General features: G+C 68.9%; 20 protein-coding genes and 1 pseudogene. 12 read left to right on the top strand and 9 right to left on the bottom strand.

All coding sequences use genetic code 11. The annotated features are described in order from the left end of the window. Window positions 1-21 precede the first annotated feature (21 nt). From EZ216_RS14700 to EZ216_RS14690, 3 genes are all read left to right on the top strand, one after another. Window positions 22-1344 (top strand): cation:proton antiporter, encoded by a 1323-nt coding sequence (locus EZ216_RS14700; protein WP_135250529.1) that lies wholly within the window; start codon window positions 22-24, stop codon window positions 1342-1344. Window positions 1345-1457: 113 nt separating this feature from the next. Continuing rightward, window positions 1458-1664: a hypothetical protein gene (locus EZ216_RS14695; RefSeq protein WP_135250528.1), complete on the top strand. Its 207-nt coding sequence runs from the start codon at window positions 1458-1460 to the stop codon at window positions 1662-1664. After that, the gene (locus EZ216_RS14690; protein WP_135250527.1) at window positions 1661-2161 is read left to right on the top strand and encodes a hemerythrin domain-containing protein; all 501 of its coding nucleotides are present in this window, start codon (window positions 1661-1663) and stop codon (window positions 2159-2161) included. The genes EZ216_RS14695 and EZ216_RS14690 overlap by 4 nt, the downstream gene beginning before the upstream one ends. A 55-nt stretch (window positions 2162-2216) precedes the next feature. Here the strand turns inward: EZ216_RS14690 and EZ216_RS14685 are convergent, their stop codons facing one another. Next, the gene (locus EZ216_RS14685; RefSeq protein WP_135250526.1) at window positions 2217-2672 is read right to left on the bottom strand and encodes a hypothetical protein; all 456 of its coding nucleotides are present in this window, start codon (window positions 2670-2672) and stop codon (window positions 2217-2219) included. A gap of 9 nt (window positions 2673-2681) precedes the next feature. On the opposite strand from EZ216_RS14685, the gene EZ216_RS14680 reads away from it, so the two are divergent. Beyond that, complete coding sequence (locus tag EZ216_RS14680) at window positions 2682-3101, top strand: hypothetical protein (RefSeq protein ID WP_135250525.1); 420 nt, start codon at window positions 2682-2684, stop codon at window positions 3099-3101. A 63-nt stretch (window positions 3102-3164) separates the two neighbouring features. Here the strand turns inward: EZ216_RS14680 and EZ216_RS14675 are convergent, their stop codons facing one another. The 4 genes from EZ216_RS14675 to EZ216_RS14660 all read right to left on the bottom strand — a co-directional run bounded on the left by EZ216_RS14675 (window position 3165) and on the right by EZ216_RS14660 (window position 6831). After that, window positions 3165-4058 (bottom strand): sulfurtransferase, encoded by an 894-nt coding sequence (locus EZ216_RS14675; RefSeq protein ID WP_135250524.1) that lies wholly within the window; start codon window positions 4056-4058, stop codon window positions 3165-3167. Between the two features lies 1 nt (window position 4059). Further along, window positions 4060-4950, bottom strand: coding sequence for a DMT family transporter (locus EZ216_RS14670; protein ID WP_135250523.1), 891 nt, complete (start codon window positions 4948-4950; stop codon window positions 4060-4062). 88 nt (window positions 4951-5038) lie between these two features. Then, window positions 5039-5689: a 3-isopropylmalate dehydratase small subunit gene (leuD, locus tag EZ216_RS14665; RefSeq protein ID WP_135250522.1), complete on the bottom strand. Its 651-nt coding sequence runs from the start codon at window positions 5687-5689 to the stop codon at window positions 5039-5041. Beyond that, window positions 5689-6831: an aromatic ring-hydroxylating oxygenase subunit alpha gene (locus EZ216_RS14660; RefSeq protein WP_135250521.1), complete on the bottom strand. Its 1143-nt coding sequence runs from the start codon at window positions 6829-6831 to the stop codon at window positions 5689-5691. The genes leuD and EZ216_RS14660 overlap by 1 nt, the downstream gene beginning before the upstream one ends. Window positions 6832-6978: 147 nt before the next feature. Between EZ216_RS14660 and EZ216_RS14655 the strand changes: the two genes are divergently transcribed. From EZ216_RS14655 to EZ216_RS14625, 7 genes are all read left to right on the top strand, one after another. Continuing rightward, window positions 6979-7206, top strand: coding sequence for an exodeoxyribonuclease VII small subunit (locus EZ216_RS14655; protein WP_135250520.1), 228 nt, complete (start codon window positions 6979-6981; stop codon window positions 7204-7206). Continuing rightward, the gene (locus tag EZ216_RS14650; protein WP_205959679.1) at window positions 7191-8096 is read left to right on the top strand and encodes a polyprenyl synthetase family protein; all 906 of its coding nucleotides are present in this window, start codon (window positions 7191-7193) and stop codon (window positions 8094-8096) included. The genes EZ216_RS14655 and EZ216_RS14650 overlap by 16 nt, the downstream gene beginning before the upstream one ends. A 10-nt stretch (window positions 8097-8106) precedes the next feature. Beyond that, window positions 8107-10005 (top strand): 1-deoxy-D-xylulose-5-phosphate synthase, encoded by a 1899-nt coding sequence (gene dxs, locus EZ216_RS14645; RefSeq protein ID WP_135250519.1) that lies wholly within the window; start codon window positions 8107-8109, stop codon window positions 10003-10005. Between the two features lie 175 nt (window positions 10006-10180). Then, complete coding sequence (locus EZ216_RS14640) at window positions 10181-11263, top strand: TRAP transporter substrate-binding protein (protein WP_135250518.1); 1083 nt, start codon at window positions 10181-10183, stop codon at window positions 11261-11263. A 176-nt stretch (window positions 11264-11439) separates the two neighbouring features. Next, window positions 11440-12522 carry a TRAP transporter substrate-binding protein gene (locus EZ216_RS14635; protein WP_135250517.1) on the top strand — a complete coding sequence of 361 codons (1083 nt, stop codon included), beginning with the start codon at window positions 11440-11442 and terminating at the stop codon, window positions 12520-12522. A gap of 181 nt (window positions 12523-12703) precedes the next feature. After that, on the top strand, window positions 12704-13786 hold the full coding sequence (locus EZ216_RS14630) for a TRAP transporter substrate-binding protein (protein WP_135250516.1): 1083 nt from the start codon (window positions 12704-12706) through the stop codon (window positions 13784-13786). A gap of 91 nt (window positions 13787-13877) precedes the next feature. After that, entirely contained in the window at window positions 13878-15569 is a 1692-nt protein-coding gene (locus tag EZ216_RS14625; RefSeq protein WP_135250515.1) for a cation:proton antiporter domain-containing protein, read from the top strand. Here EZ216_RS14625 and EZ216_RS22065 read toward each other — a convergent pair. The 4 genes and pseudogenes from EZ216_RS22065 to EZ216_RS14610 form a co-directional block, all read right to left on the bottom strand. Beyond that, window positions 15560-15694: a putative Na+/H+ antiporter gene (locus EZ216_RS22065; RefSeq protein WP_369126984.1), complete on the bottom strand. Its 135-nt coding sequence runs from the start codon at window positions 15692-15694 to the stop codon at window positions 15560-15562. The two genes, EZ216_RS14625 and EZ216_RS22065, sit on opposite strands and share 10 nt — an antisense overlap. 99 nt (window positions 15695-15793) lie before the next feature. Further along, window positions 15794-15972: pseudogene (locus tag EZ216_RS21830) on the bottom strand (putative Na+/H+ antiporter); the annotation flags it as partial. Between the two features lie 63 nt (window positions 15973-16035). Continuing rightward, window positions 16036-17799 (bottom strand): TRAP transporter large permease, encoded by a 1764-nt coding sequence (locus tag EZ216_RS14615; protein ID WP_135250513.1) that lies wholly within the window; start codon window positions 17797-17799, stop codon window positions 16036-16038. A 30-nt stretch (window positions 17800-17829) separates the two neighbouring features. Continuing rightward, on the bottom strand, window positions 17830-18426 hold the full coding sequence (locus EZ216_RS14610) for a TRAP transporter small permease subunit (RefSeq protein ID WP_135250512.1): 597 nt from the start codon (window positions 18424-18426) through the stop codon (window positions 17830-17832). Between the two features lie 207 nt (window positions 18427-18633). Between EZ216_RS14610 and EZ216_RS14605 the strand changes: the two genes are divergently transcribed. After that, window positions 18634-19896: an SUMF1/EgtB/PvdO family nonheme iron enzyme gene (locus EZ216_RS14605; protein ID WP_239024391.1), complete on the top strand. Its 1263-nt coding sequence runs from the start codon at window positions 18634-18636 to the stop codon at window positions 19894-19896. Window positions 19897-19921: the final 25 nt, after the last annotated feature.

The following is a 19921-nucleotide window of genomic DNA, read 5'->3' as shown; positions in this document are numbered from 1 at the left end:
GCGGCAAGGGCCATCGCGCGCATGGGGTTCGCGCTCTGGTCCCTGCTCGCCGGCCTGCTGCTGATCCTCATGGCGCTCGGCGGGTCCGTGCTGGCCCGCCTGCCGCTGTCCACCGCGATGCTGTACGTCGCGGTGGGGCTGGCCGTGAGCCCGCTCGGCCTGGACTGGGTCCAGGCCGGACCGCTGACCCACACCGTGCTGCTCGAGCGCCTCACCGAAGTGGTGGTGCTGGTGTCGCTGTTCACCGCGGGCCTGAAGCTCACCCCCGGACTGAAGGACAAGCGCTGGCGATTGCCGGTGCGCCTGGCCACGCTGTCGATGCTGGTCACCGTCGGCGGCATCGCCTTCATCGGTTGGGCGCTGCTGGGACTGCCCCCGGGCGCCGCGGTGCTGCTGGGCGGCATCCTCGCCCCCACCGACCCGGTGCTCGCCTCCGACGTGCAGGTGCATGCACCTACCGATCGCGACGAACTGCGCTTCGCGCTCACCGGCGAAGGCGGCCTCAATGACGGCACCGCTTTCCCGTTCGTGATGCTGGGCCTGTCGCTGCTCGGGCTGCACGAGACGGGCGGGTTCGCATGGCGCTGGTTCACGGTGGACCTGCTGTGGGCCGTCGCCGGCGGCCTGGCCATCGGCGCGGGGCTGGGCCACGCGGTCGGCCGGCTGGTGCTTCACCTGCGGCGCGAGCACCGCGAAGCGGTGGGCACGGACGACTTCCTGTCGCTGGGCCTGATCGCGCTGGCGTACGGCCTGGCGCTGCTGCTGCACGCGTACGGCTTCCTCGCGGTGTTCGCGGCCGGCGTGGCGCTGCGCCGCCTGGTGCAGGCGGAGGGCGGCGGCGGCAAGGGCACTCGCGAGGCGGTGGAGAAGGCCGCCGCGGTGCCCGACAAGTCGGCGGCCGAAGAACTGGCGGTGGACCGCAAGCACGCGCCCGCGTACATGGCGCATGCGGTGCTGGGCTTCAACGAACAGATCGAGCGCGTGGGCGAGATGGCGGCCGTGGTGGCCATCGGCGCGCTGCTGTGGGCGGTGGAGTGGCGGCATGCGCAGTGGTGGTTCGTGGCGCTGCTGCTGCTGGCGATCCGGCCCGTGTCCGTGATGGTGGGGCTGGCGGGCACGGGACTGGCGCGGCCGCGGCGCTGGCTGATCGGCTGGTTCGGCATCCGGGGCATAGGCTCGCTCTACTACCTGATGTACGCCATCAACCACGGCCTGCCGCCCGTGCTGGCGGCGCAATTCGCCGCGCTGGTGCTCTCGGTGGTGGTCACGTCCGTCCTGGTGCATGGCATTTCCGTGACACCGCTGATGGCCGCCTACGAACGCCGCGTGGCGCGCGTTCGCTGAGCCTCGCGGCGCGCGGTGCCGCCGTCCTACAGCACCGGCAGAGGCAGGCTGACAGGGGGTGGGAACCCCGGTTGCCTAGAGTCTTGCGACAGCATGACCAGCAGGAGTGAACCATGCATTCAGAGGACAAGCCGGGCGCGCGCGAAGCGCAGCCGTCCCGGGACACCGGCCGCACCCCGAATGCGGACATGCAGCCGGACGACGCGGGCACGCCCGAGAGCGGCAACAAGGGCACGCGCGAGGCGCCCACGCAGCCGGCGATGAAGCAGGAGCGGAAGACGGACACCGAAGCCGGCGAAGGCCGCGAGGGGGACGCATGAGCGCGAACCCGCCGGACGCGCTGGACCTGCTGGACGCCGACCACCGCCAGGTGCGCGCGCTGTTCCTGGAATACCGCAAGCTCGCCGCCAACGACGCGCCCGACGCGCGCCGCAAGGCGCTGGCCGAACAGATCTGCATGGAGCTGACGATCCACGCCAAGCTGGAGGAAGACGTCTTCTACCCGGCGGTGCGCGACGCGATCCGCGACGACGACCTGATGGACGAGGCCGAGGTCGAGCACGCCAGCGCGCGCGACCTGATCGTGCAGATCCTCTCGATGGACCCGCACGAGCAGCTGTACGACGCCAAGGTCACGGTGCTGGGCGAGTACGTCGCGCACCACGTGCGCGAAGAGACCGAGGCGATGTTCCCGAAGGTGCGCCGCAGCGGGCTGGACCTGCAGCGCATGGCCGAGCGGCTGAGGGAGCGCCGCCGCGAGTTGCAGGCGGTGCCCGAGGCGCTGCGCGAAGAGCTGCTCGCCTCGATGATGGCCTGAGCGCCAGGCTCGACGGCCGCGTGGCGCGGCCGTTTGCAGGCGCCCTGCGGTTGTCCTACAGGCTTCGACAGTACGAGACGACAGCCGGGCCGGGACCGGTCCATAAAGTGGAGTCAGGCAGCGGCAAGAGCTGCCGTTTCTCTTCTTCCCAACGACGAACCTCCAGGAGTACCTCCATGATCGCTTCCCAACTTTCCCGTGGCGCCGCCATCGCGGTCGCCATCGCCGCCGCCATGTCGCTGGCCGCCTGCAACCGCGGCGGCTCCGAAGGCAGCACGGCCGGCGCCGGCAGCACGCCGGGCAGCTCCAGCACGGCTTCCGGCGGTTCCGGCTCCACGTCCATGGGCGCGGGCAGCAGCACCAGTCCCTCGTCGGGCGGTTCTTCGGGCTCCGGCACCGGCTCGTCGTCCAGCATGGGCGCTGGCGGCAGCACGGGTGGCTCCGCCGGTTCCAGCACCGGCAGCTCCGGCTCGATGAGCTCTTCCAGCTCGTCGCCGAGCACGACCAGCACGACCAAGTGATGAGGTTGCGCGGCCTGGCCCTGGTGATCGCCACGGCTGCCGCGCTGGCCGGTTGCCAGCGCGGCGCCGAGAGCGGCGCCACGGCCAATCCCAACGCACTCGGCAGCCCGGGTTCGGGCACGCCGACGTCGAAGGCGGCGCCTCAGCAGGGTGATGGTCCCCCGGGCGGCTCTTCGGGCCCGCGCGGTGCCGAAGCGACCGCGGGTTCCTCGGGCGGCAGTGCCGTCGTCGGCACGAGTGGCCGCGGCATGGACGTCGCTTCCGGCCGTCCGCAAGGATCCGAACCCGGCACTGGCCTGCATGGCGGCCTGGGTGCCACGGACCGCAGCACCGCGATGGGCGCGAGCGCCGCGGCTTCCGCCGCCGCGGCGAACGGCAGCACCAACCGCACGACGGGCAGCAGCGTCGGCAATCGCTGATCGCTTCGTCCAGGAAGACAAAAGGCCGGGCATCGCCCGGCCTTTTTCATGGCGGCACCGCGTTCAGCGGTCGCCCTTGGCCACCGGCCGCTTCGGGTTGCGGCTCCACTCGCTCCAGCTGCCCGCGTACAGCGCGGTGGGGCCGAAGCCCGCCAGCTCCATCGCGATGAGGTTGGGCACCGCGCTGACGCCGCTGCCGCACTGGTGGACGACGGTCGCGGGATCGCGGCCTTGCAGCAGCTGGTCGAATTCCGCGCGCAGTTCGGCCGCGGGCTTGAAGCGGCCGTCGGCGCCGATGTTGCTGGCGAACGGGCGGTTCAGTGCGCCGGGGATGTGGCCCGCGACGGGATCGAGCGGCTCCACTTCGCCGCGGTAGCGCGGCGCGGCGCGCGCGTCCACCAGCGTCTGGCGGCCGCTCTCGAGCGATGCGGCCACTTCGTCACCCGTGACCAGGCGGCGCAGCGGCTTGCCAAGCTGGAAGTTGGACTGGAAGTGCGCGGCTTCTTCCACGCCGGTGACTTCGCCGCCCGCGGCCTGCCAGGCCTGCAGGCCGCCGTCGAGCACGGCCACCGCATCGTGGCCCGCCCACTTCAGCATCCACCACAGGCGGCCGCAGTAGTTGGCGCCCTGGCGGTCGTACACGACGGCCTGCATGCCGTTGGCGAAGCCCACGCGGCTGAGCCACATCGCGAACTTCTCGCGGCTGGGCAGCGGATGGCGGCCGCCCGATGCGGCGTCGGCGTGCGGGTGGTGCGTGCCGTCGGGTTCCACCACGCCTTCGTCCGAAAGGTCGGTGTTGAGGTTGGCGTACACCGCGCCCGGGATGTGCGACTGGTGGTACTGCTCCTCGCCTGCCGCGGGGTTCATCAGGTCGAAGCTGCAGTCGAACACCATGAGGCGCGCGCCGGCATCGCGCAGCGCGCGCAGCTGTTCCGCGGTGATCAGGGTCGTGTACATCTCAGTGCTCCTCGGCGGGCGAATTGGGGGCCGCGCGCTCGCGCAGCACGGTGGCGGCGACGCCGCTGGCCACGATCAGCGCCATGCCCAGCCAGCCCAGCGGCGGCAGGGCCTCGCCGAAAAGCAGCACGCTGTACACGGCGCCGAAGACAAGGCCGGAGTATTGCAGGTTGGCCACCACCAGAGTGGCCTCATGGCTGTACGCGCGAGTCATGCACCACTGGCCGAGCGAAGCCAGCAGCCCCACCGGCAGCAGCCACAGCGCATGGCCCCAGTCCCACGCCGAGACGCCGGTGACGGCCATGCCCGCGCCGCCCGCGATGGTGGAGCCGACCGCGAAGAAGAAGACCGTGCGCGCTTCCGGCTCGCCCACGCGGCCGAGCGCCATCACCTGCAGGTACGCGAAAGCGGACAGCAGGCCCGACAGCAGGCCCACCACGCCGGCGAACACCTGCTGCTGTTCCATCGTGGGCCGCAGCATGAGCACCACGCCCGCGAAGCCGGCGAGCACCGCGAGCGCGAGCGGGCCCTGCCGCAAGGCGCCGGCCGCCGGGTTCCACGCCAGCAGCGCGCCGCCGACCAGGAAGGCCGCGATCCACACGCTGCTCATGTAGTTGAGCGTCATCGCCGTGGCCAGCGGCAGGCCGGCGATGGCGTAGAACCACGCGCCGAGCGACAGCACGCCGACCATGCTGCGCCAAGCATGCATGCCCAGCCGCCCGGTGCGCAGGCTCACGCCCTGTTGGCGCGCGAAGAGCCACATGGACAACATGCCGATGACGCCGCGCCAGAACACCAGCTCGGCGGGGTTGAACCATTGCGAAGCGATCTTCACGGCCACCGCCATGGTGGCGAAGAAGAACGACGCGAGGAGCATCCAGAGGGCTTGCATCAGGAGGTTCCGGATTGCACGACGAAGACTCCGTGAACCTTTGCGGGGTCATCCCCGCCTTCGCGGGAATGACGCGGGGTGGGGCTCGTCATCCCGGCAACCTGCGGTCCAGCCAAGGCTGGCGCGCGAGGCGCTCGCGCTCGAAGCCTTCGATTCGCGCGCGCTGCGCGAGCGTCGCGCCGATCCAGTCGGTGTCCTCGGTCAGCAGCAGGTGCTCGCGCGCGGTGAGCGCGAACCTGGAAGCATCCGCGCCCGCGCGCACCTCGCATGCATTCACGTCGATGTCCACTCGCAGCGCGCTGGCCTGCGCCAGGGCGAACAGCCGGTCGATGGCGGCCGGCGCCAGCACCAGCGCGGCCACGCCGTTCAGCGGGCAGTTCTGCCGGAAGATGTCGCCGAAGCTCGGCGCCAGCACGGCGCGGAAGCCGTAGTCGCGCAGCGCCCAGACGGCGTGCTCGCGGCTGGAGCCGCAGCCGAAGTTCTGGCGCGCGAGCAGCACGGTGGCGCCGCGCAGGTCGGCGCGATTGAGCACGAAGTCCGGATTCGGCCGGCGCTTCGAATGGTCGGAGTCCAGGTCGCCCGGGTCCAGGTAGCGCCAGCTGTCGAACACGATGGGCCCATAGCCGGTGCGCGCCGTGGACCGGCCGTACTGCTTCGGGAAGATGGCGTCGGTGTCGACGTTCGGGCGGTCCAGCGGCACCACCAGGCCCGCGTGCAGGCCGCCCGGGAACGAAGGCATCAGGCGGCGGGCCCCTGCGAGCCGATCTGGCGGCGGTACCACTCGTGGAAGTGCTGCATGCCGTCTTCCATCGGGCTCTGGTAGGGGCCGGTCTCGTCGTCGCCGCGCTCCAGCAGCGCCTTGCGGCCGGCGTCCATGCGCAGCGCGATCTCGTCGTCTTCCACGCAGGTTTCCATGTACGCGGCGCGCTGCGCCTCGACGAAGTCGCGCTCGAACGCGGCGATCTCTTCGGGGTAGAAGAAGGCCACCATGTTCAGCGTCTTCTGCGGCGAGACGGGGTGCAGCGTGGACACGGTGAGCACGTGCGGGTACCACTCCACCATGATGTGCGGGTAGTACGTGAGCCAGATCGCGCCGTGCTTGGGCTGCACGCCGCCGCGGAAGTCCATCAGCGCCTTGTGCCAGCGTTCGTACACCGGGCTGCCGGCCTTGCCCAGCCGATTGGCCACGCCCACGGTCTGCACCGAGTACTGCTCGTGGAAGTCCCAGCGCAGGTCGTCGCAGGTGACGAAGTTGCCCAGGCCCGGGTGGAAGGGGCCGACGTGGTAGTCCTCGAGGTAGACCTCGATGAACGTCTTCCAGTTGTAGTCGCAGTGGTGCAGCTCGACATGGTCGAGCACCATGCCTTCGAAGCTCAGCTCCTTGAGCACGCGCATGCCGGCCAGCTCGGCGGCGACGTCGCGGCCGTTGTCCTCGAACAAGAGGCCGTTCCACTCGCGCAGCTTCCAGCGGTTGAGGTCCAGGCACGGGTCCTGCGCGAAGTGCGGCGCGCCCAGCAGCGCGCCGGCGGGCACGCTGGACTGGCCCGCGCTGTAAGTCCAGCGATGCAGCGGACACACGATGTTGCCGCCCGACTCGGCGTTGACCGAGCCGCTGCCGCGCAGGATGACGGCCTGGCGGTGGCGGCAGACGTTGGAGACGAGTTCGACGCCCTTCGGCGTGCGCACGAGCGCGCGCCCTTCGCCTTCCTGGGGCAAGGCGTAGTAGTCGCCGGCCTCCGGCACGGCGAGCGAGTGGCCCACGTAACGCGGGCCGCGATGAAAAAAGGTTTCCATCTCGCGCTTGAAGAGCGCGTTGTCGAAGTAGCTGGAAACGGGCAGTTGGCTTTGGGCCTGCTGGAGCTGAAGACTTAAATCAGACATTTCACCTGACCTAGAGACTCCCCCTATGAAGGGGCAGGGATGCGCTTGAAGCCAAGGCCGGGGCGCGAAGGGGACGGGGATTGTACCCGCGGGGTTCAGCGGTGGGCGGGGGCCTAAAATCCACCCTTTGCCCGACAGAAAACCGAAATGCCCAAGGACCCGTTCAAGCCCCCGGCCAGCTACGAGGCGGCGCTCGAGGAGCTGGAGCAGCTGGTGCAGGTGATCGAGTCCGGGCAGCTTCCGCTCGAACAGCTGCTCACCGGCTACCAGCGCGGCGCCGAGCTGCTGGCGTTCTGCCGCGGCAAGCTGGAAGCCGTGGAGAACCAGATCAAGGTGCTGGACGAAGGCACGCTCAAGCCGTGGACGCCGCAGTGACGGGATCGCTCGATTTCGCGGGCTGGACCCGTGACCGCCTCGGCCGCGTGGAAGCCGCGCTGTCCGGCTGGGTGGACGTGGGCGGGCCCGCGGGCCTGGGCGAGGCCATGCGCTACGCGGTACTCGATGGCGGCAAGCGCCTGCGCCCGCTGCTGGTGCTGGCCGCGGCCGAAGCGGTGGGCGGCCACGAAGGCGCCGCGATGCGCGCGGCCTGCTCGGTCGAATTGATCCATGCGTATTCGCTCGTGCACGACGACCTGCCTTGCATGGACAACGACGTGCTGCGCCGTGGCAAGCCGACGGTGCACGTGAAGTTCGGCGAGGCGCAGGCGCTGCTCGCGGGCGATGCGCTGCAGGCGCTGGCCTTCGAACTGCTCGCGCCCGAAGGCGACGTGGTTCCGGTGGCCGTGCAGGCCTCGCTGTGCCGCCTGCTCGCGAAGGCCGCGGGCGCGCACGGCATGGCCGGCGGCCAGGCCATCGACCTGGCCAGCGTCGGCCGCTCGCTCACCGAAGACGAACTGCGCCACATGCATCGCCTGAAGACCGGCGCGCTGCTGCAAGGCAGCGTGATGATGGGCGCGGCTTGCGGGCGCGCATCCGCCAGCTCGTCCGCGGCGTTGGCGCGCTACGGCGCGGCCCTCGGCCTGGCGTTCCAGGTGGTGGACGACATCCTGGACGTCACGGCCGATTCGCAGACGCTGGGCAAGACCGCGGGCAAGGACGCCGAGCAGGACAAGCCCACCTACGTTTCGCTGCTGGGCCTGGAGCGTTCGCGCGAACACGCGCGCGAGCTGCTGGCCGACGCCTTGGGCGCGCTGGACGCCAGCGGCCTGGAAGACACCCGCGCGCTGCGCGCACTGGCCCGCATGGTGGTCGAACGGGACAACTGAACACGCATCCATGGCAACCCTGCTCGAAACCATCCATTCGCCGGCGGACCTGCGCCGGCTCGCCCGCGGGCAGCTGCCGCAACTGGCCGACGAACTGCGCGCGTTCGTGCTCGACAGCGTCTCGCGCACCGGCGGCCACCTGTCGTCGAACCTGGGGACGGTGGAACTGACCATCGCGCTGCACTACGTCTACAACACGCCGGAAGACCGGCTGGTGTGGGACGTGGGCCACCAGACCTACCCGCACAAGATCCTCACCGGCCGGCGCGAGCGCATGCCCACGCTGCGCCAGCTGGGCGGCCTGTCGGGCTTCCCGCGCCGCGACGAGAGCGAGTACGACACGTTCGGCACCGCGCACTCGTCCACCAGCATCTCCGCCGCGCTGGGCATGGCGGTGGCCGCCAAGCAGAAGGGCGAAGACCGCAAGAGCGTCGCCATCATCGGCGACGGCGCGATGACCGCCGGCATGGCGTTCGAGGCGCTGAACAACGCGGGCGTCGCCGACAGCGACCTGCTGGTGATCCTGAACGACAACGACATGTCGATCAGCCCGCCGGTGGGCGCGCTCAACCGCTACCTCGCGCAGCTGATGTCGGGCCAGTTCTACTCGGCCGCCAAGAACGTCGGCAAGAACGTGCTGAAGGTCGCGCCGCCGCTGTTCGAACTGGCCAAGCGGCTGGAGGAGCAGGCCAAGGGCATGGTGGTGCCGGCCACGCTGTTCGAGAAGTTCGGCTTCAACTACATCGGACCCATCGACGGCCACGACCTCGACTCGCTGGTGCCCACGCTGGAGAACATCCGCCAGCTCAAGGGCCCGCAGTTCCTGCACGTGGTGACGAAGAAGGGCCAGGGCTACAAGCTGGCCGAGGCCGACCCGGTGGCCTACCACGGCCCCGGCAAGTTCGACCCGAAAGTGGGCCTCACCGCGCCGGCCACGCCGCCGAAGAAGACTTTCACTCAGGTGTTCGGCCAGTGGCTGTGCGACATGGCCGCCAGGGACGAACGCCTGGTGGGCATCACGCCCGCCATGCGCGAAGGCTCGGGCCTGGTGGAATTCGAGAAGCGCTTCCCCGCCCGCTACTTCGACGTCGGCATCGCCGAACAGCACGCGCTGACGTTCGCCGCCGGCCTGGCCTGCGAAGGGCTGAAGCCGGTGGTGGCGATCTACTCCACGTTCCTGCAGCGCGCGTACGACCAGTTGATCCACGACGTGGCGCTGCAGAAGCTGCCGATGGTGCTGGCGCTGGATCGCGCGGGCCTGGTGGGCGCGGACGGCGCCACGCACGCGGGCGCGTACGACATCGCTTTCCTGCGCTGCATCCCGAACGTCAGCGTGGCGTGCCCCGCCGACGAGAACGAATGCCGGCAGCTGCTCACCACCGCGTTCGGGCAGGACCACACGGTGGCCGTGCGCTACCCGCGCGGCGCGGGCGTGGGCGTGGAGACGCAGCCCGGGCTGGAGCCGCTGCCTTTCGGCAAGGGCGAAGTGCGCCGCCGGCGCGCGGCGGGGCAGGGCGGCATCGCCATCCTCGCTTTCGGCACGCTGCTGCACCCGTCGCTGCAGGCGGCCGGGAAGCTGGATGCGACCGTGGCCAACATGCGCTGGGCCAAGCCGCTGGACACCGCGCTGCTGCTGGAACTCGCGCAATCGCACGAAGCGCTGGTGACGGTGGAAGAAGGCTGCGTGATGGGCGGCGCGGGCAGCGCGGTGCTGGAAGCGCTGCAGGCCGCGGGCATCGTCAAGCCGGTGCTGCAGCTGGGGCTGCCCGACGTCTTCATCGAGCACGGCGACCCGGCCAAGCTGCTCTCGCTGCAGGGACTGGATGCCGCGGGCATCGAAAGCTCGGTGCGTGACCGGTTCGGCGAACTCGCTTCGCGCGGCACGCCTTCGCTCAAGGTCGTGGGCTGAACGCGATGCGCGCGTCGCGCGTGCCCGAAGGCTGAAGTTTTTCTGACACGCCGCGGTTCAACGAAAGTGTTCGCGATGAACCGCAAGGGAAAACCCCTGAGTACCTAAGTGTGGTCATTCCTAGAATGGCGGCGACATTCGTTGTCATCCGTTATTCGTACCAAGAGGAGACCCCATGGATCGTCGTTCCCTGATCAAAAACGCCGGCATCGGCAGCGTGCTGGCGGCGGGCGTCGCCCCGGCCGTAGTCCACGCGCAGTCCGCCATCCGCTGGCGCCTGGCCTCCAGCTTCCCCAAGTCGCTGGACACCATCTTCGGCGCGGCCGACACCTTCGCCAAGTCGGTCAAGGACATGTCGGGCGGCAAGTTCGAGGTCTCCGTCCATGCCGCCGGCGAGCTGATGCCGGCCTTCGGCGTGGTCGACGGCGTGCAGCAGGGCACCATCGAATGCGCGCACACGGCGCCTTACTACTTCTTCGGCAAGGACGAGTGCTTCGCCCTGGGCTGCGCCATCCCCTTCGGCCTGAACAGCCGCCAGATGACCGCGTGGATGTACGAGGGCAACGGCCTGAAGCTGATGCGCGAGTTCTACGCCAAGTACAACATGATCAACTTCCCCGGCGGCAACACGGGGGCCCAGATGGGCGGCTGGTTCCGCAAGGAGATCAAGAGCGTTGCCGACCTCAAGGGCCTGAAGTTCCGCATCGGCGGCTTCGCCGGCCGCGTGCTCGAGCGCATGGGCGGCGTGCCGCAGAACATCCCCGGCGGCGAGATCTACCAGGCGCTGGAGAAGGGCACCATCGACGCGGCCGAGTGGGTGGGCCCGTACGACGACCAGAAGCTGGGCTTCAACAAGGTGGCGCCGTTCTATTACTACCCCGGCTGGTGGGAAGGCGGCCCGCAGCTGGACTTCTTCATCAACCAGAAGGCGTACGACGCGCTGACGCCCGAGTACAAGGCCATCGTGGAAGCGGCCGCGTCCAAGGCCCACGTCACCATGCAGGCCCGCTACGACGCGCTGAACCCCACCGCGCTGAAGCAGCTGGTGGGCGCCGGTACCAAGCTGCGCCCGTTCCCCAACGACGTGATGAACGCCTCGTTCAAGGCCGCGATGACCGTCTACAGCGAACTCAACGCCAAGAACGAAAGCTGGAAGAAGATCTACGCGGACTACGACAAGTTCCGCGCCGACCAGAACCTGTGGTTCCGCTTCACCGAGATGAGCTTCGACCGCTTCATGCAAAGCCAGAAGCTCTGAACGCGGCTTCCTTCCATCCAAAAGAGCCGGGCGATGCCCGGCTCTTTTTTTGCCTGACGTCCTCCTGACGTCGCGCCGGATCTGTCAGGCGGCTGACAGCCTCGCCCGCGAACCGAACCGGAAGATCGCGCGGCGTTGATCGCGCGCGCTCGAAACAACACCACAGGAGATACATCATGGACCGCCGTTCCCTCATCAAGCATGCCGGCATCGCGGGCGTGCTCGCCGCCGGCGCGGCGCCGGCCGCGCACGCGCAGGCCGCCATCCGCTGGCGCCTGGCCTCCAGCTTCCCCAAGTCGCTGGACACCATCTACGGCGGCGCCGAGGTGTTCGCGCAGAAGGTCAAAGCCCTGTCGGGCGGCAAGTTCGAAGTCTCGGTGCACGCGGCCGGCGAGCTGATGCCCGCCTTCGGCGTGGTGGACGGCGTGCAGCAGGGCACGGTGGAAGCGGCGCACACCGCGCCGTACTACTTCTTCGGCAAGGACGAAACGTTCGCGATCGGCGGCGCCATTCCCTTCGGCCTGAACAGCCGCCAGATGAGCGCGTGGACCTTCGAGGGCAACGGCCTGAAGCTGATGCGCGAGTTCTACGCCAAGTACAACATCGTGAACTTCGCGTGCGGCAACACCGGCGCGCAGATGGGCGGCTGGTTCCGCAAGGAAATCAAGAACGTCAACGACCTCAAGGGCCTGAAGTTCCGCATCGGCGGCTTCGCCGGCAAGGTGCTGGAGCGCATGGGCGGCGTGCCGCAGAACATCCCCGGCGGCGAGATCTACCAGGCGCTGGAGAAGGGCACCATCGACGCGGCCGAGTGGATCGGCCCGTACGACGACCAGAAGCTGGGCTTCAACAAGGTCGCGCCCTTCTATTACTACCCGGGCTGGTGGGAAGGCGGCCTGCAGCTGGACCTGTACGTCAACCAGAAGGCGTACGACGCGCTGAACGCCGAGCAGAAGGCGATCGTGGAATCGGCCAGCGCGCAGGCGCACGTGGAGATGCAGGCCCGCTACGACGCGCGCAATCCCGTCGCGCTGAAGCAGCTGGTGGGCGCGGGCGCCAAGCTGCGCCCGTTCCCGGCCGACCTGATGGCCGTCGCCTTCCGCGAGTCGATGAAGCTGTACGACGAGCTGTCCGCCAAGAACGAGAACTGGAAGAAGGTGTACGCCGACTTCACCAAGTTCCGCGCCGACCAGAACCTGTGGTTCCGCTTCACCGAAGCCGGCTTCGACCGCTTCATGCAAAGCCAGAAACTGGGTTGACCCAAAAGCATTCGACCGCTCGAGAAAGCCGCACGGAAGTGCGGCTTTTTTCATCTGGATGCGCCGCAGCATGAGTACTGCCGCTGCAACCGCCGCAAGACTTCCGTCAGCCTTCCGCGGCCGCGCAGCCCATCATCGCCGCCGCGTTTTACCGCCAATTTCAAACAGGAGTTCCCATCCAATGGACCGTCGTTCCCTGATCAAGCAGGCCGGCATCGCCGGCGTGCTGGCCGCGGGCATCGCCCCCGCCGTGCACGCGCAGGCCGCCGTGCGCTGGCGCCTGGCTTCCAGCTTCCCCAAGTCGCTGGACACCATCTTCGGCAGCGCCCAGAAATTCTCGGAAGTCGTGAAGTCGCTGTCCGGCGGCAAGTTCGAGGTGTCCGTGCATGCGGCCGGCGAGCTGATGCCCGCGTTCGGGGTGGTCGACGCGCTGCAGAACGGCACGCTGGAGATGGCGCAGACCGCGCCGTACTACTTCACCGGCAAGGATGCGATCTTCGCGTTCGGCTGCGCGGTGCCCTTCGGCCTGACGGCGCGCCAGATGGACTCGTGGATGGAGCACGGCAACGGCCGCAAGCTGATGGACGAGTTCTACGGCCGCTACAACATGAAGAGCTTCAGCGCGGGCAACACCGGCACCCAGATGGGCGGCTGGTACCGCAAGGAGATCAAGACCGTCGCCGACCTCAAGGGCCTGAAGATGCGCATGGGCGGCGGCCTGTTCGGCGAGGCGATGGCCAAGCTGGGCGTGGTGGCGCAGAACATGCCCGCGGGCGAGGTGTACCAGGCGCTGGAAAAGGGCACGCTGGACGCCACCGAATTCGTCGGCCCGTACGACGACGAAAAGCTGGGCTTCAACAAGGTCGCCCCGTTCTACTACTACCCCGGCTGGTGGGAAGGCGGCGCCGAGCTGGAGTTCTTCGTGAACACCAAGGCCTGGGACTCGCTGTCGCCGGAAAACAAGGCGATCGTGGATGCCGCCACCAAGGTGGCCGCGCGTGACATGACCGCCAAGTACGACGCGGTGAACCCCGCGGCGCTCAAGCGCCTGGTGGCCGCCAAGACGCAGCTCAAGCCGTTCTCCAAGGAACTGATGGACGCCGGCTTCAAGGCTTCCATGGAAGTGTTCGCCGAGCACGAAGCCAAGGACGAGATGTTCAAGAAGATCCACCAGGACATGCGCGCCTTCCAGCGCGACCAGCTGCTGTGGACCCGCTTCTCGGAATACCGTTACGACAACTACATGACGGGCGTGAAGATCTGAGGCGCCGGCCTTGGATTCGAAAAAGGGGCCTTCGGCCCCTTTTTCTTTGCCGTCGCGCGGGAGATGGGCTGCCCTCGGCTAGATTCAGGCCATGGATCACCATGTGCCACTCATCGCGACCATCGCAGCCGCCCTGGGCCTGGCCCTGCTGCTCGGCTTCATCGCCGCCCGCCTGAAACTGCCCGCGCTGGTGGGCTACCTGCTGGCGGGCATCCTGATAGGGCCGTACACGCCCGGCTTCGTGGCCGACACTTCGCTCGCCTCGCAGCTGGCCGAGATCGGCGTGATGCTGCTGATGTTCGGCGTCGGGCTCCATTTCTCGCTGGGCGACCTGCTCGCGGTGAAACGCCTGGCCGTCCCCGGCGCCATCGTGCAGATGCTCGCCGCCACGGCGATGGGCGCGGGCCTGGCCACCTGGTGGGGCTGGGACCTGCGGGCCGCGATCGTGTTCGGCATCGCGCTGTCGGTGGCCAGCACGGTGGTGCTGCTGCGCGCGCTGGAATCGCTGGGCGTGCTGGACAGCTTCAATGGCCGCGCGGCCGTGGGCTGGCTGGTGGTCGAAGACCTGGCGATGGTGCTGGTGCTCGTGCTGCTGCCGCCGCTGGCGGCGCTGGCCGGCGGCGAGGGAGGCGACGGCGGTGGCGCCAGCCTCTGGAAGAGCCTGCTCATGACGCTGGCGTCGGTCGCCGTGTTCGTCGCGCTGATGCTGGTGGTGGGCCGCCGCGTGTTCCCGTGGGCGCTGTGGCAGGTGCAGAAGTCGGGTTCGCGCGAGCTGTTCACGCTGTGCACGATCGCGGCCGCGGTGAGCATCGCCTACGGCGCGACCAAGCTCTTCGGCGTGTCGTTCGCGCTGGGTGCGTTCTTCGCCGGCATGGTGCTGCGCGAATCGGAATTCAGCCACCGCGCGGCGGAAGAATCGCTGCCGCTGCGCGACGCCTTCGCCGTGCTGTTCTTCGTCTCGGTCGGCATGCTGTTCGACCCGGTGGTGCTGGTGGAGCAGCCGCTGCGCGTGCTGGCGGTCACGGCGGTCATCGTGCTGGGCAAGTCGGTCGCCGCGCTGCTGGTGGTGCTGGTGCTGCGCTACCCGCTGCACACGGCACTGACGGTGTCGGCCAGCCTGGCGCAGATCGGCGAGTTCTCGTTCATCCTGGTCAGCCTGGGCGGCGCGCTGCACGTGCTGCCGCCCGAAGCGCAGAGCCTGGTGGTGGCGGGCGCTATCCTGTCCATCGCGCTGAACCCGCTGCTGTTCAGGATGGTCGAGCCGGCGCAGAAATGGCTGCTGGCCAACTCGCAACTCGCGCGCGACCTCAACGCGCGCCAGGACCCGTTGGCCGAACTGCCGATGGACACCGAAGGGAAGTTCCTCGAGCGGCAGGTGGTGCTGGTGGGCTGCGGCCGCGTCGGCCGCCAGATCGCGCACGCGCTGCGCTCGGCGGGCGTGCCCTACGTGGTCGCGGAACAGAACCGCGAGATCGTCGAACGCTTGCGCGCCGAAGGCGTGCCCGCGGTGGCGGGCGACGCGGCGCTGGCCGAAGTGCTGGTGCAGGCGCATGTGGCGCGCGCGCGGCTGCTGGTGATCGCCACGCCCGACACCCTGGGTGTGCGGCAGATGGCCAAGAACGCGCGGCTGCTCAATCCCGGCATCGAAGTCGTGGTACGCAGCCACAACGAGGCCGAGGCGCAGCTGCTGGAGAACGAGCTGTCCGGCAAGGTGTTCCTGGGCGAGCGCGAACTCGCCCGCGCGATGACCGACTACGTGGTCGCGCGCTGCGCTCAGGCCTGAAAGGCGATCACCGCCACCGCCGTGGGCGCCAGCGCGCCCAGCAGCAGCCCGCCGGCGCCGATGGTGCCGTCGTTGAAGCCGGGGCGCAGCAAAGCCACGCCGGCCGGATTCGACGCGTTGGCGATGACCGTGAGGCCGCCGCCCGCCGCCGCGCCGGCCGCGAGCCGGCCACCACCATGATCGCGAACACGAACAGCGGCTCGGTGTACTGGCGCGATTCCAGGTAGTCCACCGCGGGCGCACCCAGCAGGGCCAGGCCCAGGATGGTGAGCAGCGACCAGAAGCCGAACACGACCTCCACTTCGCCCAGCAGGTGGAACAGGCCTTCGTGACGGGGGAAGCGAGCGCTCAGTCGCTCGAACTGGCGGGCGATGTTCGTGTGCGCCAGGGCGCACGCGAACATCGCCGCCGCCAGCCAATCGGCGGAGGTGGGGGCTGTCCTGTCATGGCCCCCGAGTCCAGGGACTTACTTCTTCTGCGTGCCGAACAGCTCGTCCATCTTCTTCTGCTCGTCGTCGGCCGAGGGCTCGAGGGGAGGCGCGAGCGGGTCAGAGGCACCGCCGGCGGATGGCGCGGCGGAAGGCGCAGGCTCCGTGTCGGCGGGCATCTCGATCTTCACCTTGTCCAGGTCGATCTTCTCTTCCTTGTCGCGCGAGACGATGCCCGGGAACGCGATGATCAGGCCCACCATCACGATCTGGATGATCACGAACGGCACGGCGCCCCAGTAGATCTGCATGGTGGTCACCGGCGCGATGGTCTTGCGCGTGATCTTGTCCACGTACTCCTTCATCGGGGCCACGCTGCGCAGGTAGAACAGCGCGAAGCCGAACGGCGGGTGCATGAACGAGGTCTGCATGTTCACGCCGAGCAGCACGCCGAACCAGATCAGGTCGATGCCCATCTTCTCGGCCACCGGCCCGATCAGCGGCACGATGATGAACGACAGCTCGAAGAAGTCGAGGAAGAACGCCAGCACGAAGATCAGGATGTTCACCACGATCAGGAAGCCGAGCTGGCCGCCGGGCAGGCTGGTGAGCAGGTGTTCCACCCAGCGCGGGCCGTCCACGCCCTGGAACACCAGGCTGAACACCGTGGAGCCGACCAGGATGAACACCACGAAGCACGAAAGCTTGGTGGTGGTGTTCAGGGCCTGCTTCAGCAGCGAGAAGCTCAGGCGGCCGCGCAGCATGGCCATGATCAGCGCGCCCAGCGCGCCCATGGCGCCGCCTTCGGTGGGTGTGGCGATGCCCAGGAAGATGGTGCCCAGCACCAGGAAGATCAGCAGCAGCGGCGGGATGAGCACGAAAGTCACGCGCTCGGCGATGCGCGACAGCAGGCCCAGGCTGGTGACCTTGTTCACGACGGCGGCGATGAACGCCAGGATGACGCCCGCGGCCATGGAGATGACGATGGTTTCGTCGGTCGCCACCTTGACCGGGCCGGACCCCTGGGTCCAGCCGACGATGGTGCCGTAGTGCTCGCCCATCACGAAGGCGACCGCCGTGCAGATGAGGGTGAGCACGAGCAGCGACGGCAGGCCGCTGCGGCCGTCGCTTTCGCGGATGGTGCGCGCCTCCAGCGGCAGGGCGGGCACGGTGGACGGCCTGAAGATCGCCATGCCGATCACGTACAGCACGTAGAAGCCCGTGAGCACGAAGCCCGGGATGAACGCGCCCTTGTACATGTCGCCGACGCTGCGGCCCAGCTGGTCGGCCAGCACGATCAGCACCAGCGACGGCGGGATGATCTGCGCCAGCGTGCCCGAAGCGGCGATCACGCCCGACGCGATGCGCCGGTCATAGCCGTAGCGCAGCATGATGGGCAGCGAGATCAGGCCCATGGAGATGACCGAGGCGGCCACCACGCCGGTGGTGGCGGCCAGCAGCGCGCCCACCAGGATGACCGCGATGGCCAGGCCGCCGCGCAGCGGGCCGAACAGCTGGCCGATGGTGTCCAGCAGGTCCTCGGCCATGCCGCTTCGCTCCAGGATCAGGCCCATGAGCGTGAAGAACGGGATCGCCAGCAGCGTGTCGTTCTGCATGATGCCGAAGATGCGCAGCGGCAGCGCCTGCAGCAGCGACTCGGGCAGCACGCCCAGTTCGACGCCGATGACGCCGAAGAACAGGCCGCAGGCGCCGAGGCTGAAGGCGACCGGGAAGCCGAGCAGCAGGAAGACGATCAGGCCCGCGAACATGATCGGGGCCAGGTTTTGGATGATGAAGGCCATCGTGGTTCTCCGTCGTTCTCGCGCGCGGCCTCAGGCCTTGGGCTTCTCTTCGGCCAGCCGGCGAATCTCCTCGGCCAGCTCCTCTTCGGCCGACTTCTCGGCCTTCTTCGCCGTCGGGTCCTCGATCAGGCCCATGCCGAACGCGATGCGCTTGATCAGCTCCGAGACGCCCTGAACGAGCAGGAGCGCGAAGCCCAGCGGCATCATCAGGTACACCGGCCAGCGCACCAGCCCGCCTGCGTTCTGCGACATCTCGCCCGAGCGGAACCCCTGCAGGAAGAAGGGCACGGCGAACCAGAGGATGACCGCGCACATGGGCAGCAGGAAGACGGTGAAGCCGAAGATGTCGATGGCGTTCTGCGTCTTGCGCGACAGGCGGCCGTAGATCACGTCGATCTTCACGTGCTCGCCGTTCAGCAGCGTGTAGCCGGCGGCCAGCAGGAACGCCGCGGTGAACAGGTACCACTGCACTTCGAGGTAGGCGTTCGAGCTGGTGTTGAACACCTTGCGGACCACGGCGTTGATGCCGCTGATGACGGTGGACGCGAGGATCAGCCAGATCAGCCAGCGCCCCAGGTGGGCCGTGAACCAATCGATGGCCTTCGACAGTTTCAGAAGTGCCTGCATGCCTGCTCCGGGATGGGTCGACGCTTACACGACACCGGGCGCTCGCTGCGTGTGCAGATCGGCGCCCGGCGGATGGGAAAGGGAAGTCGCAAAATTGTCGGGCAACTATAGATGGGTTGCTGACGAAATGATTACTAAAGGGCCCATGGTTTCCCCTTAGTGCACGGGTGGCGGGCGGCCTTCGCGGCACCGTCGCGATAATCGGCCATGGGCACGATGCGAACCGAAAGCGGCGCGCTGGCCGCGGGCCGGACGGGCCTGCGCGATCCGGACGCGGGCGTGCTGTCGCTGGCGCTGATGGACGCGCGCAACCAGACCTTGCAGTTGCTCGCGCGTTACGACGAGGCCATGGCCGCCGGCCTGAAGGTGCCCGTGCGGCCCGAATTCGAGCTGCCGCAATGGATCGCCGGCCACCTGGGATGGTTCGCCGAATACTGGATCGGGCGCAACCCGCGCCGCGGGCTCGGTGCGCGCTGCCCCGCCGATGCGCCGCGCCTCGCCTCCATCGAGCCGATGGCCGACCGCTGGTACCACCCGCTGCTGTCGCCGCACGATGCGCGCTGGGACTTGCCGCTGCCCACGCCTTCGGAGCTGCGCGCATGGCTGATGGAAACGCTGGAGCGCACCGTGGACCTGCTGGACCACGCGGGGCCGGACGACGACGGCCTGTTCTTCTTCCGTGCCGCGCTGCTGCACGAGGACCTGCGCGGCGAGCAGCTGGTGCGCCAGGCGCAGGCGCTCGGTCTCTCGATGCCCATCCGCCTTCCGGCGGCCTTGGCGCTGCGCGAGCCGGTGCAGCTGCCTGCCACGCGCTGGCGCCTGGGCAGCGAGAAGGGCGGCTTCGTGTTCGACGTGGAGCAGTGGGCGCACGAAGTGGAAGTGCCCGAATTCGAGATCGACGCGCAGCCGGTCAGCTGGTCGCAGTACGTGGAGTTCGTCGACGACGGCGGCTACGACCGCCAGGAGCTGTGGCGCGACGACGGCTGGGCGTGGCTGGAGCGGCTGGCGCAAAGCGAAGGCCGCCGCGGCCCGCGCCACGTCGACCAGATCGGCGTGGCCAGCGGCGCGGTGCTGCAGGACCTGTTCGGCCGGCCCACGCGCATGGCGCCGCAGCAGCCCGCGATGCACGTCAGCTGGTGGGAAGCCGACGCGTACGCGCGCTGGTCGGGCCGCCGGCTGCCGACCGAAGTGGAATGGGAAGTGGCCGCGCACCGCGCCGCGAGCCGCGGCTTCCGCTGGGGCGAGGTGTGGGAATGGACCGCGGGCACGCTGCGGCCTTACCCGGGGTTCGAAGCGCATGCGTGGACGCGGCATGGCGAGCACGAAGCCGAACCCGTGTTCGCGAAGGCGCGCGTGCTGCGCGGCGCTTCGTTCGCCACGCGGCCGCGCATCCGCTCGCCCAAGTTCCGCGGCTGGGCCTTGCCGGACCGCGACGACCATTTCGTCGGTTTCCGTACCTGCGCCATTTAGCCCGGCGGTTCCGCGCGTCCGACAG

Origin of the sequence: Ramlibacter humi (genome assembly GCF_004681975.1) — a bacterium.
Taxonomy (GTDB): Bacteria; Pseudomonadota; Gammaproteobacteria; order Burkholderiales; family Burkholderiaceae_C; genus Ramlibacter; species Ramlibacter humi.
This window is presented reverse-complemented; position numbering and strand designations above follow the sequence as displayed.